The sequence below is a fragment of the Paenibacillus sp. NPDC058367 genome (assembly GCF_042723305.1).
Lineage (GTDB): Bacteria > Bacillota > Bacilli > Paenibacillales > Paenibacillaceae > Paenibacillus_AQ.
The window spans coordinates 564,142-586,684 of sequence record NZ_JBHXIZ010000001.1; the positions used below are offsets into that span (position 1 = coordinate 564,142).

Genomic DNA, 22,543 nt, shown 5'->3' on the forward strand with positions numbered 1-22,543 from the left:
TATATGAGGCTTAGGAGCTAGATGTGCCTACTTAGTCAATTAATTCCCCTTGGAAAATTTGCTCGCCTTGTAAATAATGCCGAAGAGGTGCATATTCAGGAGATGTCCAGAACTTCTCATCCTTAAGCAGCTCTGCCACATCATCACGCGCCTGCTCCAGCACTTCAAAGTCAGCCGTCATATCCGCCAAGCGAAACTCCGGTAATCCACTCTGCTTGGTTCCAAAAAAATCACCTGGACCACGCAGCTCCAAATCTCTCCGCGAAATCTCAAATCCATCATCGGTGTCCGTCATAGCAGTCATTCGTTCACGCCCGATTTCAGATTTCGGATCAGCCACTAGTACACAATAAGAGGCATGCTGACCTCTACCAACCCGTCCACGAAGCTGGTGCAGCTGTGATAATCCGAACCTGTCTGCATCCATAATAATCATCAACGTGGCATTAGGAACGTCTACACCCACCTCTACAACCGTTGTGGATACTAAGAGTTGCAGTTCATTGTTGTAAAATGCTCGCATCACTTCATCTTTTTCAGCTGGAGACATCTTTCCATGCAAAAGCCCAACTTTATAGTTAGGAAAAGCTTGGCTCATCTGAATATGTAAATCTATAGCATTCTGTACATCCAGTTTCTCCGATTCTTCAATGAGCGGACAGATCAGATAAGCCTGACGTCCCAGCTCTATTTCACGCTTAATCAGATTTAGGACACGATCCATGAGATCATGCTTGACCCAATAACTAGTTATTGGCACTCGGCCTTTCGGTCTTTCCGACAGCGTGGATACATCCATATCTCCAAAAACAGAGATCGCAAGTGTACGTGGAATAGGTGTTGCAGTCATCGTAAGTACATCCGGATTATATCCTTTACGCCGCAATACACCTCGCTGGTTTACACCAAACCGATGCTGCTCGTCCGTAACTACAAGACCCAGATCACGGAAAAATACATCCTCCTGAATCAATGCATGCGTTCCTACAACAATATCGAGCATCCCCATTTGTAGTGAAGCTAACAATTCTTTACGTTTCCGTCCAGTTACGCTCCCTGTTAACAGACCAACCGTAATTCCAAACGGCTCAAACATCTTCGTAAGTGAACGCATATGCTGCTCTGCTAAAATCTCAGTGGGCACCATAAGCGCACCCTGAAAACCAGATCGCACGGTGGCAAAAAGCGCGACGGCAGCTAGTACCGTTTTGCCGGAACCCACATCACCTTGAAGCAGTCGATTCATGCAATATGGTGATCGCAGATCATGTAAGATCTCCAGCTCCACTCGTTTCTGAGCATCTGTAAGCTCAAAAGGTAAGCTGCGAACAAACTGGCGCACGGTTGCGTTATCTACGGTATGGACTACACCATCCATCCTACCGCGATTGAGTACCCGGAATGCCTGCATCTTCAACTGGAACAGAAACAACTCCTCATACACCATCCTGCGGCGTCCCTGCTGCCCTTCACGCGTATCCTCTGGCCTATGAATGGTAGCAATCGCCCGTTTACGGGGCATAAAATCATATTGCCGCATAATAGAATGTGGTAGTATCTCGGGAATTAAATCTCCATACTGTTGAAGCGCCTGATTAATACTTTTCCTGATCCACGACTGCGTGATCTTTCCACCGACGGAATAGACCGGCTGTAGAGTCCCTGTCTTCCCTTCCCCACGATCGGGGAATTCAAAATCCGTCACTGTAATTTGATTTCGCTTCTGATCCCATTTACCTGTGAGTACAATTTCTCTTCCCACAGTAAGTTGCTCACGCACGTAATGACGATTAAACCATGTAGCTGTGAACATCCAAGGCTCAGCAACCATTTTACAACTAAGTCGTGACTTGCCTCCAAAACGTTGCAGTACGGGGATACCGATCACTTTAGCCTCTGTAGTCACTTTATCCCCATGTTTGGTTTCACTCAGCGAGCGCGGGCGATAATCCTCATAACGGAACGGATAATACTCTAACAAATCCTTTACTGTAAAGACGCCAAAGGCGTGAAGCTCGCTTTGCTTTTGAGCACTCACGCCAGTTATGTTTTTTACTTCAATTTGATTTAATGACAGTGTCATATTCATCCCTCATTTTGCAGGCCAAATGAATACAGCTAACGTACCGTTTCCGACATGGCTGCCCACGACAGGGCCGACGTTCGTCAGCACTTTCTCTTCTAGTGTAAAATGTCCTGACAGCTCTTTCAGGAACTCTTCACCGGAAGCCGGTTCAGCCGTATGACCCACGGCCACATTGATTTTGTCTACACCTTGAATATCCTTCTTAAATAATTCAATCATACGGGCAATAGCCTTCTTACGGCCTCTAACTTTCTCCACCGCATATATTATTCCTTCTGCATCAATAGACAGGATCGGCTTAATATTAAGAAGCGTTCCCAGAATGGCCGAGGCCTTTCCGATTCTCCCGCCTTTTTGTAAATATTCAAGTGTATCTACCAAGAAGTAAAGCTTACGAGATTGGCGCAGACTTTCTACAGCTTCAAGAATCGCTTCGGGACTCTTATCTTCAGCAGCCAATCTGGCGGCTTCCACCACCATAAATCCAAAACCGTAAGAAGCGGAGAGAGAATCTACTACAGTGATCCCTTCTCCCTCTTCCTCCAACATCGATTTAGCCAATAGTGCTGATTGGTACGTACCGCTTAGTCCAGAAGAAATATGAAACGAAAGGATAGGACTTCCCGGGTAACGTTCCAAAATATCTCGATACACATTCATGTATTCAACCGGTGAGGGTTGAGAAGTAGTCGGCAACTGTGACGAGCGGGGAAGTCGCTCATAGAACTGCTCCGGCGTCATATCCAGATTGTCCCGGAAAGCCTCTTCGCCGAACATCAAGGTCAAAGGGACGACCTCAATGCCATACGTTTCCGCCATTGCTGGCGGGATATCAGATGTGCTGTCGGTGACGATAATGGTACGATTCATGGATTATCTCCCCCATACTATAATTTTGCCAACTACGTAATTAGCAAGTTGCTCCTGAACTGTTATAGAACCCTCAGCATCTACCTATGGCTCTACGGAGAAAAGATAATAATAAAGGGGTTGGCCACCCTCATGAATCTCTACTTCCACATTCGGGTAAGTCTCTTCCAGCCACTCGCTTAAGGAATCTGTGACCTCAGAATCAGTTTCTGCTCCAATAAGGATCGTGACGATTTCATCGCCATTCTCAAGCATATTGGACAGCAGCGCCTGACTTGCAGCTAACAGATCATCTGCGGCAGCGACAATTTTGGAGTTCGAAATTCCGATAAATTGCCCGGATTTAATCTCCAGATCATCAAAGCTTGTATCACGGACAGCATTTGTTACTTGTCCTGACTTGACCTGTGAGATTGCTTCTAGCATGTTCCCAGAATTAGTCTCCACGGAATCCTCTTCTTGGAACGCGAAGGCTGCAGCGATTCCTTGAGGAATGCTTTTGCTTGGAATAACCGTAATCTCACGTTCGCCTTCCAAGAGCTCCTTAGCTTGCTGAGCGGCAAGAACAATATTAGAGTTATTCGGCAGAATGTAAACATGCTTCGCAGAGATGGAAGAAATCGCGTTCACGAAATCCTCTGTGCTAGGGTTCATAGTCTGACCTCCAGCTAGGACTACGTCCACACCGAGGCTTTTGAAAATATCTGCAATCCCAGCTCCTGATGATACTGCGATGAAGCCGTAAGGCGCCAAATCATCTGCTGGTGGTTCGGCTGGAGCTGATTGTACACGGCTCTGCTCATCCGGCATATCCGCGAAAACATCTGGCATAGGTGCAATATCCATACCTGCAGTTAACAAGTCGCGGTGTTGCTCACGCATATTGAGAATATGAATCTGCGTAATTTCCCCATAGAGGAGTGCCAGATTCAAAACTTCACCTGGAGCCTTGGAATGCACATGCACTTTAATGGTTTCATCATCCGAAATTACAATAATGGAATCTCCATTTACTGACAACGCTTTCCTAAAGGTTTCCTCATCAAAGTCCGTTCTCACGTTACCGCCTAACTGGCGATTAATGAAGAACTCCATATCATATAGAAATTCTATGTCCTCTGTTGAAAGCTGTGATTGCGCAGAAGACTGTACAGAAGACAGTTCGCTTTCTGGTTTCTTTAACACCGGTACCGGTGTTGGCACGACTGGTGCCTGAGGTTGTCCTTTTACAGGTTCAGATACACCGGAGCTTCCGCTCGTCAGATGCTGGTGAAACCCTTCATAAATATAGACCAGTCCTTGACCGCCAGAGTCTACGACACCGACTTGCTTCAAGACAGGCAATTGTTCCGGTGTATAGGCTAAGGCTTCCTTTGCTTTGGCCAATACCTCTGTCATGAGCTCTGTAACATCTGTAGTTCGGCGAGCATAGTAGACAGCATGTCTTGCAGCCTCTTTAGCCACTGTAAGAATAGTTCCTTCTACAGGCTTTACAACTGCTTTATAGGCTGCGTCCACTCCGCTTTGCAATGCAGCAGCAAATTGCTGTGTGTTCAGCTCATCATGTTGAGCTGCAGATCTGCTAAACCCTCTGAACAATTGAGATAAAATAACTCCGGAGTTCCCCCGTGCGCCCATTAACAAGCCCTTAGAGAGTACACCTGCACATTGACCGACAGACGTTGTATTATTTTTCTTCAATTCATTCGAACCTGCGGTCATCGTCAAATTCATGTTAGTTCCGGTATCTCCGTCTGGAACCGGAAAAACATTTAGGGAATTGACGTGTTCTGCATGCTGTTGCAGCTTATCCGCTCCAGCCAATACCATAGCGGTAAAATCTGTTCCGTTTATAGAACGCTTACTCAATTGAGAATTCCCCTTCCTAACTTCATGCCTAATCATTCTATGATTAACAGGACATAATGCACTAATTTACATTGTACTATAAGTATTAAAAGAAATAAATGTTTTTGAATCGGTTGACGTAGCAAAATTTGCTGTGATATTATAGATAAGTATTGTTTTATGCAGGTGTTAGGAATAAGGAGGTGTAATCTATGTCCCGCAAATGTGCAGTAACAGGCAAGAAACCGAGCAGCGGCAACCACGTGTCTCACGCCAATAACCGCAACCGTCGTTCTTGGGGAGTTAACGTTCAGAAGGTCCGTATCCTCGTGAACGGTAAACCAAAACGCGTGTACGTCAGCACCCGTGCTTTGAAAGCCGGTAAAGTTGAACGCGTTTAGTCTTTTGCAATTTTAAAGACCGAGCGATCACTCATATGAAGCAAAAAGCACCCTTTACATTTGTAAGGTGCTTTTTTTCATGTTTTCTTTTCTGTTCCAAGCCCAAGATCAACTCTTCTGAAATGTGTTCAAAATCGCTTTAACAAAACCTCCCAAAAACCTTGGCAGCTTAAACGTGTAAAATTTCATGGTTTACCCTCCCATCAATTCATGCCGTACGCAGGAGACTTTCTTCTTGTTCTAACGGTAACGTACTGCAGTCCTCCCTGCCAAAACAAAAAAGGCTACATGAGATTTCTGCTCATGTAACCATATTTATGCGTCGAGGACTTGGCCTATACCTTTAGTCGTAATAGCCTATTTTTTTAACGAAGTGCCGCTTCCGCTGCTTCTCGAATCTCAAGGATCGCTGCAGCACGATCACTCCGGCCAAAAACTGCATTTCCTGCAACCAAAACATCCGCCCCTGCACCGACAACCAATGGCGCTGTAGCTTCCGAAACACCACCATCGACTTCAATAAGTAGATCTGGATTAACTTCATTCGCCCATTCTCTAATTTGAGTAATTTTGCGCAAAGTGTTAGGAATGAATGCTTGACCTCCAAAGCCAGGATTGACGGTCATCACGAGAACCATATCCACATCCTCAAGCACCTCACGCACCGCTGATGCCGGAGTGCCAGGATTAATAGCTACTCCTGCCTTAAGACCCAATTCCTTGATCTGATGCACCACACGGTGTAAATGAACGCAAGCCTCAGCGTGAACAGTAATCACACTAGCGCCTGCGGCAGCAAAATCAGAAATATAACGTTCTGGAGACTCAATCATTAAGTGAACGTCTAGTGGAAGCTTGGTATGTAACGAGACCGCTTTTACGATTGGTGGACCAAGCGTTATATTCGGCACAAAATGACCGTCCATTACATCCACATGGATCCAATCCCCGCCACTGACCTCAGCTTCTGCTACCTCTGAACCTAAACTTGCGAAATCGGCAGACAATATAGATGGTGCTATTCGTATCATGACTTAGTACCTCCGCTTTTTATCTTTCATTTCATTAAAAAATAATTTGTAATGTTCATACCGGCTATCAGCGATATTCCCAGCTTTCCATGCCTCGATGACTCGGCAGCCTGGTTCATGCTGATGACTACAACCACGGAATTTACAATCCCCAGCATAGTTTGCAAATTCACGGAAACAAGTAGAGAGCTCTTCAACACCAAGCTCAAGAAAATCAAGCTGACTAAAACCAGGGGTATCCGCTACAAAGCCGCCCCCGCCAATATCCATCAATTCTACATGGCGGGTAGTATGACGACCACGGCCCAAACGTAAGCTGATCTCACCTGTCTCCAGTTTAAGTCCTGGCACAATACGATTCAATAAGGTCGACTTTCCTACCCCAGATTGTCCGGCAAATACACTAATACCACCAGTAAGCCGCTCTCTTAGTTCATCACTGCCAGCTCCTGTAATTGAGCTTGTAACCATCACTTCATAACCAATATCTTCATAGAGCTCTTTAACATACTTAGTGGCTTCACCATTATCATTAGCCAAATCCTGTTTGGTCAGAACGATTAAGGGTTCCAGTCCCGAGTGCTCAATATGAACTAGGAACTTGTCCAATAGATTCAGGTTCATATCAGGTTCCCGTACAGAAAATAATAGAACGGCAAGGCTTACATTCGCTACAGGTGGACGAATTAACTCAGATTCTCTAGGGAGAAGCTCATCCACCATCCCTTCACCATGCTCAGTCAGCATATAGATCACGCGGTCACCTACAAGAGGAGCGATCCCCTTTTTCTTAAGTATGCCTCGGCCTCTGCATTGAACTGAAACTTCCTCTGTTGCAATTAATCCTTCACGAAGCGGTTTTACGTAATAATATCCGCTTAACGCCTTTACTATTATTCCTTCAGGCATACATAGTGAGCCTTCCTCTCCTGATTTTGCGAAAATGACCCAAGTTTGAACATCCCCGGGTCACTTCGCTGCCACAACTATTCAAGCACTTCTGTCCTGATTAGTTATCGCTTTTATCTTTAGATTTGTCTTTGTTTTTATTATTATGCTTGTCACCATTTTTATTACTGTTCTTGTTGTTACCACTATTGGTCGATTCATTATTCACCGAATTGTTAGTAAGGAATCCCGTCTGATTGGCTGATCCAGTATTAGTAGACCCTTCGTTGTCTGAACTTGGAGGCAGGATCTCAGGCTCAATGGTCGGTTCAGCAGTAGGTGTAGGATCTATCGGTGTCTGAGTCGGCTGCGGAGTCGGAACCGTCGGTGGTTCAGGTTCTTGCACCGTGCCATTCTTCGCATCAATATATGGAATCACATAAGTGTCTAAAAGCACACCATCTCGGGTAACAATAACAGAGCCATCTTTATTCGGAGCAAGCACTAGATTAACGGACAGCACTTGGCTCTTTCCAATGGTACGCGTTCCCCAATCTTGTTTCTCACCATTATTGCGCGCATCAACGAACTCAATTCGAATCTTGCTCTTCTTTCCATCCTGTGCAGGAGCTACTGGTACATTAAAGGTATAATTCAGGGCTTCAGGTGGATAACCTGTACTTAAGTAAATCGTAATCGCTGTTCCAGGTGGAACAGAGGTACCTTTCTCATAAGCCCAAGTTTTCGTTACCTTACCTTCATCAACTGTGAAGCTGGATTCTTCCTTTACATCTCCGAGGACCAGTTTGGATTCTTCCAAAAGCGCCTTAGCTTCACTCTCCGTCTTACCGATGAGGTCTGGCATCGTGACACTTTCTTCTCCTTTACTAACGTAGAGGGTGATTGAAACCGTCTCAGGATCAAACTCGCTGTCAAAGGCTGGGTCTGATTTTACAACCTTACCCACCGCCGTATTTTCATCGAAGAGAGGTTCATTCTTAATTTGATTTTGAGGTACACCCTTTGCCATCAGCGCTTTAACAGCTTCGTCGAAAGTGTAATTCGTTACATCTGGCATCTTAGTTAATGGTTTCGCCGTATTCACAGTTAGTATTAGGGAGGCTCCCTTTTTCACTTTGGCGTCCTTTTCCCTACTTTGCTTCATGACCACATTTTCTTCGAAATTCGGACTGTAGTCATACAGTATAGGATCAGCAACCTCAAGCCCCAAATCCTCAAGTTCAGTCTTCGCTTGTTCCAGCTGTTTACCGACCACGTAAGGAACCGATACCTCGGGAACAACTAATTGGGATTTAACGTACCACACGAGACTGGCCATAGCCAGCAGTAACACTAAAGTTAAACCAATCCATAATGCAGGTTTAGTCCATTGTTTTTTACCTTTTTTCACAGGTACCGGATCGTCATCATCATCTTCATCATTATCCATCCGGTCGTGGCGATGATTACGATTTCCATTGCTTCTTTGGATCGGTTTAATCGCTGGTATTACCCGCGTTCGATCCTCGTCTTCCTCATCGTTAAAAAGAACTTTTGCTTCACTACGGCGCTCAGGCAACAAGCAGGTTTCTAAATCCTGCAGCATTTGCTTTGCAGACTGATAACGCTCTTCCGGATTTTTACGCATCGATCTTAGAATTACATTCTCAACGCTTTGCGGAATAAGTGGATTTATGAGCCTTGGCTCTTCAAACTCTTCTTGCAGATGCTTTAGAGCTACGCTAATCGGACTCTCCCCTAAGAATGGAAGACTTCCGGTAAGCATTTGATAGAGTACAATCCCTAATGAATACAGGTCGGATTTCTCTCCTGTTGAGACACCTTTGGCATGCTCTGGTGAGAAATAATGAACGGAACCTACTACAGAGCCTGTCTGAGTAATGGTAGTAGATGTTACCGCACGAGCAATACCGAAATCCGTTACCTTCACCCGGCCATTGCGCCCGATCAATATATTATGTGGTTTAATATCCCGATGAATAATTTGATTCTGATGAGCGTGATCAAGTGCATCACAGATTTGTGAAGCGATCCTTACGGACTCGTCAACCTGTAATGGCGCTCGTTCTTTTATAATTTCATTAAGATTCTTGCCCTCAATATATTCCATGACAATATAATGAATTTCGTCTTCTTGTCCTACATCGTAAATACTAACCACATTCGGATGAGACAAAGATGCAGCTGATTGCGCCTCACGCCTAAAACGGCGGATAAATTCCTCGTCATGAACAAATTGATTACGCAATACTTTGATGGCGACGTTTCGGTTTAAAAGAATGTCATGTGCTCTATAGACGAGCGCCATTCCACCTCCGCCGATCCGTTCGATGACTTGGTAACGGCCGCCCAGTTCGTGACCGATCATCAATCCCACTCCTTTGTTTCGGGCACAGCGGCCTCTCCATGATGTTCTAACAAAGCGACGCTAATATTATCGCCGCCGCCAGCAAGCAGTGCCAACTGAAGTAAGCGGTCCGCTCTTTCCTCTAACGGTATCTCATGTATTCCCGCTACCTTGCCCAAATGCTCATTGTTAACAAAATTACTTAAACCATCACTGCAGAGAAGCAAAAGTTCCCCAGGTAGCAGGGTAACAGGGGCTAAATCAACCAGCACCTCAGCATCTGTTCCAAGTGCTCTCGTCAGCACATTCCGTCTCGGATGATTATCTAATTCCTCCACACTGATCTGACCGTTCTTGAACAGCTCATTGACTAGCGTGTGATCTTCGGTTAATTGAACTGCTGCACTGTCCTTTATTAAATAGGCTCTGCTGTCTCCGATATGGCCAATATATCCGTTTGAACCATTCATCAGGGCAGCAACGACAGTAGTACCCATATTGTGGTACTTATCGTTGCTGGAAGCCTCCTTGAAGACAGTGCTGTTAGCTTCCAAAATAGCAGCTGATAACGCATCACGCAGTGCTTCGTCCTGAAGCTCAGGCAGGAGCCCGTCTAGGGTATTCCTCATCGTCTCCAAAGCAAGCCTGCTCGCGGTTTCACCAGCCTGATGTCCACCCATCCCATCGGCAATTATGCCGAGTGTATAACCGTGGCGCGTCGCGCCGATCCAGACCGAATCCTCATTGACAGAGCGCACTCGGCCAATATCGCTGGCATGAACTGTTCTGATCAAATATCCTCACCCCAACTCCATATGTTTGGCACGCAGCTGTCCGCATGCGGCCGCGATATCATGGCCTTGCTCACGGCGAATGGTAACATTCACTCCGTTGTCAGCCAAAATACGTTGAAACTCAAAGATATCATTGCGTGAAGTACGTACATATTTCCGCTCTGGCACGTGATTTACTGGAATCAAATTGACGTGGCATAGCATGTTCTTGAGCACACCTGCTAATTCCTCAGCATGCTCCGGCTGATCATTCACCCCGCCGATCAATGCATACTCAAAGCTGACCCGTCGCCCCGTCTTAGCTTGATAATAACGTAAAGATTCAATCACATCATCAAACGGAAAGCGGCGGTTAACTGGCATTAGCTTCGAACGCAGTTTGTCGTTAGGTGCATGAATCGAAATCGCCAAATTTATTTGTGTATCTTCTTCTGCAAATTTATAAATGCTCGGCACAATCCCGCTAGTGGAAACAGTAATATGCCGTTGTCCGATATTTAGACCTTTCTCATGAATCATAAGACGCAAGAATCTCATTGTTGCATCATAGTTCTCAAACGGCTCACCAGTACCCATGATAACAATACTGCTGACACGTTCACCCCGCTCATCCAAGATCTGTTGAGAGCGTACAACCTGAGCTACAATTTCACCCGCTGTCAAATCACGTTTCAATCCACCAAGCGTAGAGGCACAGAAGGTACAGCCGATTCGGCAGCCTACTTGAGTTGTTACACAAACGCTATTTCCATAATTATGTTTCATGATAACTGTCTCGATCGCATGATCATCATGCAATCCAAACAGGAATTTCACTGTTCCATCTTTCGATTCCATTTTAGTAATCTCAGTGAGCGCTGCAATGGAGAATTGCTCGTTCAGCTTCTGACGAAGTCCTTTAGACAAATTGCTCATGGATTCGAAGTCACTTACACGTTTTACATACAACCAATCAAAAATCTGTCCACCACGAAAAGCAGGCTCACCGTTATCTTTCGCCCACTGCTGTAACTCTTCTAAAGAAAAATCATATATTAAAGGTTTCATAATTATTAGCACCTGTTCTTTCATAAGGATATGCGTATTATTTCTCATTCTTCCTATTTTAACACAAATTTCAGAGACGGTAAAAGAAATAGCCCACCGTACGTTAGCCCGGCGGGCGGAAGATACAACGATTGTCAGTAAATTTGCTATATTACAAGACTCTTTGAAGCTTGGAGATAAAGAACCCATCACTGCCATAATGATGTGGCAATAACTGAATCCCCTCACCTGCAGCCAGCGCAGTACCTTCCAATCTCCCCCACAGCGGGGAAGCAAATGTTATAGAAGTGAAATCAGGATTTTGCTCCAAAAAAGCAGCTACAACCTCACTATTTTCCGTTTGTTCAGTCGTACAGGTACTATAAACCAGAACACCGCCCGGTTTCAACAGTTTAGAAACCGACTGCAGCAGCTGACCCTGCAGTGATGCTACACTTACAACATCCTCAGGCTGCTTACGCCATTTGAGATCTGGCTTACGGCGGATTACACCAAGCCCAGAGCAAGGCGCGTCCAAAAGAATTCTATCGTAGGAATGATGCTCTAAGGTATGCTCCAGCTCCAGTGCATCTGCACTGCCTGTTACTACGCTTTCGAGACCTAACCGTGCAGCTTGATCCGAGATAAGCTTAGCTTTATGTGGATGCAGATCGTTAGCGAAAATAGATCCTTCATCTTTCATCAGCTCGCCCATGTGGGCCGTTTTGCCCCCAGGCGCGGCGCAGCAATCAAGCACTCTCATTCCAGGCTCAGGTGCAACAGCTTCAGCTACAAGCATGGAGCTTTCATCCTGAACAGATAGATATCCATCCCGGTACCAGGATGAAAGAGCCAGATTACCTCCGCCTTTTACAACAATACCATAAGGACTTACTTCAGAAGCAGAAGCTTGCAGACCTTGTTCAATCATCTGACTCAATAGGGCTTCACGGCTAATCATCGTAGTATTTACGCGTACACTGACAGCGGGTGGCTCATTGTTAGCAGCGCAAATAGCTTCCGCAGTGTCAACACCATACTCCGTAATCCAGCGCTTCACTAACCATATAGGATGGGAATACTGAATAGATATCCGTTTCGCAGGACCCAATCCATCAGGTATTATCGGCAGATTTCCAGCGCGCAGCACACTACGAAGCACGCCATTAACCATACCCGAAATTCCTTGATGGCCCTTTTTCTTAGCTATATTAACAGCCTCGTTTACAGCTGCATGAGATGGTATGCGATCCAGGTACATAATTTGATATAAGCTTAGACGCAGTAAATTACGCACCCAGGGCTGCAATTTAGCGATCCCTTTGCTAACAAATTCCTCGAGCACAAAATCAAGTGTATTCATCCGAGAGATGGTACCATAGACAAGCTCTGTAACTAGTCCAGCATCTTCTCTGCTGAGTGCAGACTTCTGCAGACTGCTGTTCAGCAATAAGTTGCTGTAAGCCCCTTGTTGTTCGACTTTAACCAGGATATCGAGAGCGATATCGCGGGAAGAAGCTGTAGCAGCTTTACCTTTATTTCCGCTACCGCCCTTTTTACCACTCACTGCTTTATGATCGTTACTTTTTTTATTACCAGAGTTATGACTTACTCCTGATCGGCCCGCACCGTTACCACCCGCGCTCAACCTAGCACCATCCCTGGTTTCATGACACCGCCACGGCTAAAATCCGCAGCGCTCATCGCTTTTTTACCAGCAGGTTGAACCGTAGTTAGCAGCAGACTTCCGTCTCCTGTCTTAACCTCGACACCATGTTCAGTGACCGAAAGTACCGTTCCTGGCGCACTATCAGATGATTTCTGCTCAGCAGGAATTTTTGAAGCCCATACTTTGAAGGTCTCTCCATTCCAAAGCGTAAACGCACCGGAAAAAGGTACTAATCCACGAATTCGATTATAGTTATCACGTGAGCCAGCGTTCCAATCCAAACGCTCATCCTCACGATTTAGGTTAGGAGCAAAGGTCGCTTGACTGTCGTCTTGCGGAGTCGCTTGAACAAGGCCGTTTACTAATCGCGGCATTTCAGACTTCAAAAGATCACGTCCAGCAAGGCTAAGCTTCTCGAACATCGTGCCGGAAGTATCCTCATCCTCGATAGCCACCTCGACGCGTGAGATCATATCTCCAGTGTCAAGTCCTTCAGCCATATACATCAAGGTAACGCCGGTAACCTTCTCACCGTTAATGATACTACGTTGAATCGGTGCGCCACCCCGGTATTTAGGAAGTAGTGAACCATGAACATTCACACAACCATTACGCGGCAAATCCAATACAGCTTTAGGCAAAATTTGACCATAAGCAGCTGTAACAATCAGGTCAGGCTCATATACAGCTAGCTCTGCGACAGCCTCAGGTTTGCGCATCCGTTCAGGCTGGAGCACAGGTAAACCGAGAGATAATGCGGCTTCTTTAACTGGTGAAGGAGCCAAGATCTTTTTACGTCCTTGCGGTCGATCTGGTTGGGTGACGACTGCTACAACTTCATAGCCTTCATCCATCAGCATTTGCAAGCTTGGTACCGCAAAGGCTGGGGTTCCCATGAATACAATCTTCATATCCTCACTCCTCAGTCTCATTGCGTTCAGCTGTCATCTCGTATACTTTCTCAGCGATATCGGTAAACAGTACTCCGTTCAGATGGTCAATCTCATGTTGAAAAGCCCGTGCAAGTAAACCACTGCCGGTAATGGTAATTTCTTTTCCCTCACGGTTAAGACCACGTACGGTTACTGTCTCTGCACGGCGTACATCACCATTCAATCCGGGAATACTAAGACATCCTTCAGGTCCTAGCTGCTCCCCTTCTGTACCGATGATTTCCGGATTAATCATTTTGATAAGCCCGTGCTCTTCATCTGCATCCACCACAATTAGGCGCTTCAAAATACCAACTTGTGGAGCTGCCAACCCTACACCTTCAGCGTCATACATCGTATCAGCCATATCATCTAACAATTTTTTAACATTAGGTGTAACTACAGTTACTTCTTTTGCTATTTTGTGCAACACTTCATCCGGTTCCTTAACGATCATACGTATCGCCATTAAAAACACCTTCCCGTTCTGTACATCTCTATATTTAGAGTTTATTGATCTAGCTCTTTTTTTACATTGTAACATGATAACGATTTACATCAACATTTGCGGATCAACATCAATGCTGATCTGAAGCCCTGTATCCCGTACAGAATCCTCCAACTCCTCAGCCACTTGTCGAACAAGCCCTATCACATCGATGGCGCCGCGCCATTTTATCATACATTGGAATCTATATCTACCCTTTAAGCGAGGGATTGGAGAAGCTACGGGACCTAACAGATCTAATACATCCGTGGTTAGCTTATCTAGACTCCCATACCACCTTAGATTTCTGGCCTTCCCCTGCAGATTCATAGCGTAATTCTCTGCCATCCGGAGTAGTAGCGGTAACTGCTCATGGGATAATGTAACGAGTATCAGTCTGCAATAAGGTGGATAATGTAGCCCTCTGCGGTGCTTCAGCTCTTCCCTTACAAAAGAGAGATAGTCATGCCCGCTAGCATGAATAATAGAATAATGCTCTGGTGTATAAGACTGAACAACAACCTCTCCCGGAAGCTGATGCCGACCTGCTCTTCCAGCAACTTGTGTAAGCAATTGGAAGGTCTTCTCCGCTGCACGAAAATCGGGCAAGTTCAACGCTGAATCTGCTGTAATTACGCCAACAAGAGTTACGTCAGGAAAATCCAAACCTTTTGCTACCATCTGAGTGCCTAGCAGAACATCCGCTTTTTTGTCTCTGAATTGATTCAGCAGCTTCTCATGCGAACCTTTTTCTGTCGTTGTATCCACGTCCATACGAATCACCCGTATCCCAGGGAACAACTTACCAAGCTCTTCTTCCACCCGCTGCGTCCCCGTTCCGAAGAACCGGATATGCTCACTTTCACACTCTGGACAAAGCTTAGGTGCCGGTTCAGCATGACCACAATAATGACAACGCAAATTGTCACTACGACTATGGTACGTTAATGAAATATCACACTCGGGGCAGCCTGCTACATATCCGCAACTCCGGCACATAACAAACGTCGAGAAACCTCTACGGTTAAGCAATAACACGGTCTGTTCTCCACGTTCCAGTCTTTCAGCCAATGCAGCATGAAGCTTTCGACTGAACATTGAGCGATTACCTTCTTTAAGCTCTTCCCGCATATCCACGACATTTACCTTCGGTAGTTCGTTACCAAGCGCGCGGGTAGGCATCTCTAGAAGGACTGGTGAAAAATGAATATCACTCTGCGCTCTAGCAGCATGATAGCTTTCTAACGAAGGCGTGGCGGAGCCTAAAATCACGGCTGCCCCACACTGTTCGGCTCTGCGAATCGCTGCATCACGGGCATGATATTTCGGATTTTCCTCCTGCTTATATGAGGTTTCATGCTCTTCATCCATAATAATCAAACCAAGGTTAGGGAACGGGGCAAACACCGCTGAACGGGCGCCAACGGCAACCGTAGCCTTTCCTTCACGGATTTTGCGCCACTCATCATAACGTTCGCCAACAGATAATCGGCTATGCATTACCGCAACACCACTTCCGAAGCGCCCCTTAAAGCGCTCCACCATCTGCGGCGTTAATGCGATTTCTGGGACGAGCACTACGGCCTGTCTGCCCTGATCCAGACAACGTTTGATACATTGCAAATAGATTTCTGTCTTACCGCTCCCCGTAACGCCATGTAACAGAAAAACTTCATGGAGCTGTTCTTCTAACGTTCGTGAAATACGTGTGTATACAATCTCTTGTTCTGCTGTAAGTGGCAGAGGCGTAGTAGGCTTAAAATCACGTCCTTGATAAGGGTCGCGATAGACTTCGATTTCACTGATTTCGATAAAGCCTTTTTCCTCTAAACCCTTCACGGTGCTTGCCGTCACTTGAAGTGCAGACAAGACTTCCTTAAGCGCCATTGGGAGTGTAGCTTCCCTTTCAATCAGAAAGCTAAGTACTTCCTTCTGTCGCGCGGACTTTTTGGGGAATTTATTCAACGCCTCACGAGCAGCCGTGATCCCTATCGCAAGATCTACTGCTTTCAGCTTCTTCTTGCCCATTTTATCTTTAATCGATTGGCTCTCTACAAGAACTCCACGTCTTAGCATGAACTTCACCGTCTCCGCAGCCTCCGGAAATGCACGGGTGAGCTGCTTCATGGAAACTTCGCCATTACGTCCGATAAACTCAGTAATTAGTCGTTCCTCATTCCCTGTATCTGCAAACATAGGGAATAATTCATCATCAGAAAATGCGGCATCTTCTTCCACATTTCCTAGCGAAATCAGTCGTTCTGCCTTCCCTTTTAGAGCAGTGGGCAGCATCGCTTGCAGGGCTGAAATTCGTCTGCATGCATATCTTTTACTCATCCAGTCCGCTAGCTCAACTAATTCAGGAGATAAAGGTGGAAGCAAATCCAGCACCTCTTGAATAGCCTTAAGACCAGGATTCACTACTGTTTCACCTGACTCCAGAGAAACGACAAAGCCTTGCACCGTGCGGTGTCCAAACGGTACTGCTACTCGGCTGCCCACTTCAATCCATAACTTTAGTGATTCTGGAATACTATAATCAAATGGCCGGTCAGTGCTGCGTACAGGCACATCCACAATGACCTTGGCAATATCCATTATAATGAAGCTCCAGTAATTCGCTCTGCCACGAGCGTCAGCAAGCGGCGAGCGACCTCATCCTTAGACAATTGTGGCAATTCGAGCACCAATCCATCTACATCATAAATCGATACAATATTCGTATCCGATCCGAATCCGGCTCCTGCAGCCGCTACATTGTTTGCAACAATGAGATCGCAGTTTTTGCGGACCAGCTTGTCCTTTGCATAAAATTCTGTGTTTCCCGTCTCCGCAGCAAAGCCGATCAAGAACTGCTTGTCTTTGTTCTTACCTAGCGTTTCCAGAATATCCGTTGTTTTTATAAGCTCAAGTGTCAGTGTATCTCCACTTTTTTTAATTTTGGATGGCTCACTTTGCTTAGGCCGGTAATCCGATACAGCAGCCGCCTTGATCATGATATCGCAGCTATCCCACTGCGCAGTAACCGCATCGTACATCTCTTGTGCAGATTGAACACGAATGACATTCATATCCGGGTCCTGCGGAGGCGCTTCATCTGTTCGCGCAGCAATCAAGGTAACCTCAGCACCCATTGCACGTGCAGCACGTGCCAATGCAAAACCCATCTTACCGGAGGAATCATTGGAGATATAGCGTACCGGATCAATCCGTTCTACTGTACCACCAGCTGTGATGACGATCTTTTTACCCTTGAGTGGACTAGACTTCACACTTTCTTGCAACGCAAAAAAATCCTCAACATTACTTACAATAGTCTCTGGTTCCTCTAAACGTCCTTTACCCACGTAACCACATGCCAGCAGACCTTCTCCAGGCTCAATAAACTGAATACCTCGTTTAGCGAGGGTATCCAAATTGCTAAGTACAGCGGGATGCTGATACATATGAACATTCATAGCCGGTGCCACCATTATAGGTGCAGTAGTAGCGAGTAACGTTGTGGATAACATATCATCCGCAATTCCGTGCGCCATTTTAGCAATAATATTTGCAGTTGCTGGTGCTACTATCACAAGGTCCGCCGAATCAGCCAAATCAATATGCGAGATGGAGGATGGGTCCCGTTCCTGGAATGTATCGCTATATACTCGTTGCTTCGACAGTGACTGTAGAGTTAATTCTGTAATGAACTGCTTTGCCGAAGCTGTCATAATGACATGAACCTCGGCTCCTTTTTGGACAAGCTTACTGGTCAGGGCTGCTGCTTTGTAAGCGGCAATTCCCCCTGTAATCCCAAGTAAAATAGTCTTCCCCTTCAAGCTCTTCAACATGATCTCCCCCCTGTTCCCTTCTCTTACAACGAATGATCTATTTCTTAAACTTCTTATATTTTGAGAAAAAAATAACAACCTTCCGGTTGTCAGAAACAGCCCGGTCTTGGGCTATCAGCATTCATTAAAGACCCATAATTGCTCCATAACCCAAGAAGAAACGGCATCGCCTAATAACAAATAGGCGGTATCCGTTTCTACAAAAGGTCATATCTAAATAAACTTGAGACTACTCTTCACCACGGGTAAGCGTAATGCGATCTTCGTAAATTTCCTCAAGAGCAACACCGACAAATTTATGCGATCTAGGGTTCTTCACATCTGTCTTGCCACCCTCACGCAATTGTCTAGCACGACGTGCTGCGGCTACAACGAGCGAATACTTACTGTCAACCTTGGTCATCATTTCATCAATTGATGGATATAGCACAGGGACACCTCTTCATAGTTTACTGGTAATACCTTCAGCCTTGCAGCATTCATTATCTAACTTTACAATGTTCGGCGATAATAATGCTTTCTATTCTCTTACAGGCCAGATCAATCTCATCATTTACAACAGCATAATCATAATGCTGCATTAGATTAATCTCATCCTCCGCTACAGTCATGCGGTGATCGATCACATCTGGATGTTCCGTACCCCGTCCGCGTATGCGGTCCTTCAGCTCATCCATAGAAGGTGGAAGAAGGAACACAAAAATACCTTCAGGAAATTTTTCTTTAACTTTGAGAGCTCCCTGAACCTCAATTTCGAGAATAATATCTTTGCCGCTATTGAGAGTTCTCTCTACAAAATCACGTGGAGTACCGTAAAAATTACCTACGTACTCCGCATATTCAAGCAGTTGATCGGCTTCTATCATAGCCGAAAACTCCTCTTTGCTTTTGAAAAAATAATTCACGCCGTCTTCCTCACCCGCACGCGGACTGCGAGTAGTAGCAGAAACTGAGTAGACAAGTTCGGGCATCTTCGGTCGTAGCGCAGTACATACAGTACCTTTACCCACGCCGGAAGGTCCGGATAATATGATGAGCAATCCTTTTGACATAATACACTCCATTTAGTTGTTATTCGTCGTTGTCGTCATCTTTACTGGATAAGCGATGCGCTACAGTCTCCGGCTGTACAGCCGACAGAATGACATGATCACTATCTGTAATGATTACGGCACGAGTCCGTCGGCCATAGGTGGCGTCGATCAACATATGTCGATCTCGAGCCTCCTGGATAATACGTTTGATCGGTGCAGATTCCGGACTGACGATGGAAATAATGCGATTGGCGGACACAATATTCCCAAAGCCAATGTTGATAAGTTTGATTGCCATGTTCCGGTAGTTCCCCCCATAAAGTTCTATGCTATTGCCTGTTCCCGGTTACTCTATGTTTGCCGCTTGTTCACGAATCTTCTCCAGCTCAGCTTTCATGTCTAGCACAAGACCCACGAGTGTTAAATGATTACATTTCGATCCGATTGTATTCGTCTCCCGGTTCATCTCCTGAATGAGAAAATCCAGCTTGCGTCCTACCGGTCCTTTCCCCTTCAGGAGGGTTCTGCATTGTTCGAAATGACTATACAACCGGGTCAACTCTTCATCAATATTACAGCGATCTGCAAAAATAGCGATTTCCATCCCGAATTTATGCTCATCAAAAGCGAACGTCCCATCATTTAACTCATTTAATCGATGACGAAGCTTGTCACGATATTCAATGATTACAACAGGTGCAAGTTCTACCATTTCAGCATGCATGGATTCGAGATGATTGAGACGCTGTTCAATATCAGCGGCTAGAAAACTGCCTTCACGGGCGCGCATCTCTAGCAGAGACTGCAAACTCTGCTCAAGTCCCGTCTCCAACATTTCAGAGTAGTCTTCTAAGGCCGCGGACACGGCACCCGCAGCCTCATCTTTGCTTTCCATAATACCGGGTATAGAAAGTATATCACGTAGAGTCAACTCACCGGACAAACCATACTCGTTCTTAAGCTGATCTGCTGCCTTAAGATAAGTCATGACAGTAGAGCGATTCAGAACCGGTCCGGAAGACGACTCATCGTGCTCTCTATTGATGGTAACATCTATCCTTCCCCGTTTGACGTGCTGCTGAACCTTTCTTCTCAGCACATCCTCATAACCCGTCCAATCCCGGGGCATCCGCAGTACAACTTCGCAGTATCGGTGATTCACCGATTTCACTTCGAACATAATCTTGTAGCCGCCGAATTGCAGGGACGATTGACCGTATCCGGTCATGCTAAATGACAACGGAATCACATCCATTACACTATTGTAATTGATTATTACTAGCGAAACAAGGGGGACAATTTACGTCCTGATTTCTCCCATACATACTCGATCAACTGTGTACTCATATCATAGAACATAAACGGTGTCATCAAATAGATCCCATTGAAATGGGCAGTTGCAACATCTAGCAATTCCTTGGCGATGGCGACCCCTTCTGCTCTTCCTGCTTCCCCTTCAAGTCCCTTCATGCGATTCCGGACATCATCCGTAAGCTGGATTCCCGGAACCTCGTTATGCAGGAACTCTGCATTACGCCCACTAGCCAATGGCATCACACCAATAAACACGGGAATATCCAGATGTGCAGTTGCCTCAGCGATCTTTACGATAAGCTCCTGATCATAGACAGGCTGAGTCATAATATAATCTGCACCAGAGGCAATTTTCTTCTCCAGTCGCTGTACGGCCTTATCTAAATGTTTAACATTCGGGTTAAAGGCAGCACCGATAACAAAATTCGCTTTCTGCTTCAAAGGTTTACCTGAGAAGGAAATACCATCATTCAACTGCTTAATCATACGAATAATTTCAAAAGAGGTTAAGTCGTAAACCGAACTTGAGCCGGGAAGATCTCCGAATTTCGCTGGATCTCCAGTCACCGCTAACACATGATCAATTCCTAGCGCATCAAAACCCATCAAATGCGATTGAGTACCAATCAGATTACGATCGCGACAAGCAATATGCACTAGTGGACGGAGTCCAGTTTTAGCATGCACCAAATGGCCCAAAGCCATATTGCTCATCCGTGTAACAGCCAGTGAGTTATCGGCGAGTGTCAGCGCATCCGCACCTGCTCTTCTCAACGCTTCTGCACCCTTCATGAACTTGCCGATATCCAAATCACGAGGTGGATCAAGCTCAACGATAACCGTATGACGTTCCTTGACTAGATCAACCAGGTTCGGCTCACGACCATCTCTTCCCTCATCTTCGCCAAAATGCTCCTGCAAAGATACACGCTCCACAGTCGGAAGCGTCGGTTCTGGAAGTGGCTGAGGTACGTAATCTTTCAATGCGGAAGAAATTTCAGCAATATGCTGCGGAGTAGTACCACAGCAGCCCCCAATAATTCTGCAACCCATTTCTGCAAAAGTAACTGCCATTTGTCCGAAATATTCCGGTGAGGCCCCATACCGATATTCTCCATCTACATAATCCGCAACGCCCGCATTCGGATAGACCGAGGTAGGCAGAATAAGATTGCCTTGTACCGCTTTTAGTGCTCTCTTAATCCCGTTTGGGCCAGTATTACAGTTAAATCCGATGATATCCGCTCCATCACCTTCTAAGATCCGGAAAGCCTCTGGTAACGTCAATCCATCTAATGTACGTGCCGATTCATCCACAGCAAATTGGCAAATGACTGGGAGAGTACTATGTTTACGTACTGTTCTTAGCGCAAGATGCAGTTCCTCGACATCGTAAAAGGTTTCTAGCATAACGCCGTCTACTTCTTCTTCTAACAAAGCTGTAATCTGCTGTGTAAAATACCTCTTCAACTCTGTCGATGAGAGATTTGCACGCTTACCGGCGCGAATAGAGCCTACAGCACCTAATACATAGCCTGTATCTCCAGCAGCTTTACGAGCGATTCTTACTCCGGCGCGATTAATTTCTTCAACCTTGGACTCCAAACCATATTTGGACAGCCTGTCAAAATTCGCTGAGAAGGTGTTGCTTTCTAGCAGCACTGCTCCTGCATCGATATAGCTGCGATGGACATCTTCGATAACCCCCGGAGAGGTCAAATTTAATTCTTCGTAGGAAATGCCGACAGGGAAACCCTTCTGATATAAATAGGTACCCATCGCTCCGTCTCCGACCAATACTTTGTTTCCCCATGCGGAACGTAAATCCGGCTTCACTGCAAGATCCTCCCCTGTCACATTAGGTTCTACTTTAGTTTCATACTAATGTAACATAAATCGCTATGGATGATAAGCTTTCATAAGAAAAGCAATCAACCCCCCAGTGGTATGAATGATCAAGTA

20 protein-coding genes are annotated in these 22,543 nt (G+C 45.7%); 1 reads left to right on the forward strand and 19 read right to left on the reverse strand.

All coding sequences use genetic code 11. From position 1 onward, the window contains the following. Positions 1-31 precede the first annotated feature (31 nt). The 3 genes from recG to ACFWMP_RS02610 all read right to left on the reverse strand — a co-directional run bounded on the left by recG (position 32) and on the right by ACFWMP_RS02610 (position 4,825). Positions 32-2,083: an ATP-dependent DNA helicase RecG gene (recG, locus tag ACFWMP_RS02600; RefSeq protein ID WP_076282907.1), complete on the reverse strand. Its 2,052-nt coding sequence runs from the start codon at positions 2,081-2,083 to the stop codon at positions 32-34. A 9-nt stretch (positions 2,084-2,092) separates the two neighbouring features. Beyond that, on the reverse strand, positions 2,093-2,956 hold the full coding sequence (locus ACFWMP_RS02605) for a DegV family protein (protein ID WP_042187404.1): 864 nt from the start codon (positions 2,954-2,956) through the stop codon (positions 2,093-2,095). 84 nt (positions 2,957-3,040) lie between these two features. Next, positions 3,041-4,825 (reverse strand): DAK2 domain-containing protein, encoded by a 1,785-nt coding sequence (locus ACFWMP_RS02610; protein ID WP_042187402.1) that lies wholly within the window; start codon positions 4,823-4,825, stop codon positions 3,041-3,043. Positions 4,826-5,016: 191 nt separating this feature from the next. On the opposite strand from ACFWMP_RS02610, the gene rpmB reads away from it, so the two are divergent. Continuing rightward, positions 5,017-5,205, forward strand: coding sequence for a 50S ribosomal protein L28 (gene rpmB, locus ACFWMP_RS02615; RefSeq protein WP_036686205.1), 189 nt, complete (start codon positions 5,017-5,019; stop codon positions 5,203-5,205). A 108-nt stretch (positions 5,206-5,313) separates the two neighbouring features. Here the strand turns inward: rpmB and spoVM are convergent, their stop codons facing one another. From spoVM to ACFWMP_RS02695, 16 genes are all read right to left on the reverse strand, one after another. Further along, entirely contained in the window at positions 5,314-5,394 is an 81-nt protein-coding gene (gene spoVM / locus ACFWMP_RS02620; RefSeq protein ID WP_020431362.1) for a stage V sporulation protein SpoVM, read from the reverse strand. 176 nt (positions 5,395-5,570) lie between these two features. After that, complete coding sequence (gene rpe / locus ACFWMP_RS02625; protein WP_060622282.1) at positions 5,571-6,236, reverse strand: ribulose-phosphate 3-epimerase; 666 nt, start codon at positions 6,234-6,236, stop codon at positions 5,571-5,573. Between the two features lie 3 nt (positions 6,237-6,239). Continuing rightward, entirely contained in the window at positions 6,240-7,145 is a 906-nt protein-coding gene (gene rsgA, locus ACFWMP_RS02630; RefSeq protein WP_042187397.1) for a ribosome small subunit-dependent GTPase A, read from the reverse strand. Positions 7,146-7,245: 100 nt separating this feature from the next. After that, positions 7,246-9,513, reverse strand: a complete 2,268-nt coding sequence (pknB, locus tag ACFWMP_RS02635) for a Stk1 family PASTA domain-containing Ser/Thr kinase (RefSeq protein WP_339247452.1) — start codon at positions 9,511-9,513, stop codon at positions 7,246-7,248. After that, positions 9,513-10,286 carry a Stp1/IreP family PP2C-type Ser/Thr phosphatase gene (locus ACFWMP_RS02640; protein ID WP_042187392.1) on the reverse strand — a complete coding sequence of 258 codons (774 nt, stop codon included), beginning with the start codon at positions 10,284-10,286 and terminating at the stop codon, positions 9,513-9,515. The genes pknB and ACFWMP_RS02640 overlap by 1 nt, the downstream gene beginning before the upstream one ends. A gap of 6 nt (positions 10,287-10,292) precedes the next feature. Continuing rightward, the gene (gene rlmN, locus ACFWMP_RS02645; protein ID WP_042187390.1) at positions 10,293-11,333 is read right to left on the reverse strand and encodes a dual-specificity RNA methyltransferase RlmN; all 1,041 of its coding nucleotides are present in this window, start codon (positions 11,331-11,333) and stop codon (positions 10,293-10,295) included. 151 nt (positions 11,334-11,484) lie between these two features. Next, positions 11,485-12,879, reverse strand: coding sequence for a 16S rRNA (cytosine(967)-C(5))-methyltransferase RsmB (rsmB, locus tag ACFWMP_RS02650; protein WP_379423481.1), 1,395 nt, complete (start codon positions 12,877-12,879; stop codon positions 11,485-11,487). Positions 12,880-12,956: 77 nt separating this feature from the next. Continuing rightward, positions 12,957-13,892: a methionyl-tRNA formyltransferase gene (fmt, locus tag ACFWMP_RS02655; RefSeq protein ID WP_379421833.1), complete on the reverse strand. Its 936-nt coding sequence runs from the start codon at positions 13,890-13,892 to the stop codon at positions 12,957-12,959. Positions 13,893-13,896: 4 nt separating this feature from the next. Further along, positions 13,897-14,382: a peptide deformylase gene (def, locus tag ACFWMP_RS02660; protein WP_042126884.1), complete on the reverse strand. Its 486-nt coding sequence runs from the start codon at positions 14,380-14,382 to the stop codon at positions 13,897-13,899. Between the two features lie 84 nt (positions 14,383-14,466). Next, the gene (gene priA / locus ACFWMP_RS02665; RefSeq protein WP_379421834.1) at positions 14,467-16,998 is read right to left on the reverse strand and encodes a primosomal protein N'; all 2,532 of its coding nucleotides are present in this window, start codon (positions 16,996-16,998) and stop codon (positions 14,467-14,469) included. Further along, positions 16,998-18,233: a bifunctional phosphopantothenoylcysteine decarboxylase/phosphopantothenate--cysteine ligase CoaBC gene (gene coaBC, locus ACFWMP_RS02670; protein ID WP_076282915.1), complete on the reverse strand. Its 1,236-nt coding sequence runs from the start codon at positions 18,231-18,233 to the stop codon at positions 16,998-17,000. Before coaBC ends, priA begins: the two co-directional genes overlap by 1 nt. Before the next feature lie 229 nt (positions 18,234-18,462). Continuing rightward, positions 18,463-18,663, reverse strand: a complete 201-nt coding sequence (gene rpoZ / locus ACFWMP_RS02675) for a DNA-directed RNA polymerase subunit omega (protein ID WP_036686188.1) — start codon at positions 18,661-18,663, stop codon at positions 18,463-18,465. Between the two features lie 52 nt (positions 18,664-18,715). Continuing rightward, positions 18,716-19,285 carry a guanylate kinase gene (gene gmk, locus ACFWMP_RS02680; RefSeq protein WP_076282916.1) on the reverse strand — a complete coding sequence of 190 codons (570 nt, stop codon included), beginning with the start codon at positions 19,283-19,285 and terminating at the stop codon, positions 18,716-18,718. Between the two features lie 19 nt (positions 19,286-19,304). Then, on the reverse strand, positions 19,305-19,565 hold the full coding sequence (remA, locus tag ACFWMP_RS02685) for an extracellular matrix/biofilm regulator RemA (RefSeq protein WP_006209218.1): 261 nt from the start codon (positions 19,563-19,565) through the stop codon (positions 19,305-19,307). A gap of 48 nt (positions 19,566-19,613) precedes the next feature. After that, positions 19,614-20,507: a YicC/YloC family endoribonuclease gene (locus ACFWMP_RS02690; RefSeq protein ID WP_042187381.1), complete on the reverse strand. Its 894-nt coding sequence runs from the start codon at positions 20,505-20,507 to the stop codon at positions 19,614-19,616. A gap of 38 nt (positions 20,508-20,545) precedes the next feature. Continuing rightward, the gene (locus ACFWMP_RS02695; RefSeq protein ID WP_379421835.1) at positions 20,546-22,417 is read right to left on the reverse strand and encodes a bifunctional homocysteine S-methyltransferase/methylenetetrahydrofolate reductase; all 1,872 of its coding nucleotides are present in this window, start codon (positions 22,415-22,417) and stop codon (positions 20,546-20,548) included. Between the last annotated feature and the right edge of the window lie 126 nt (positions 22,418-22,543).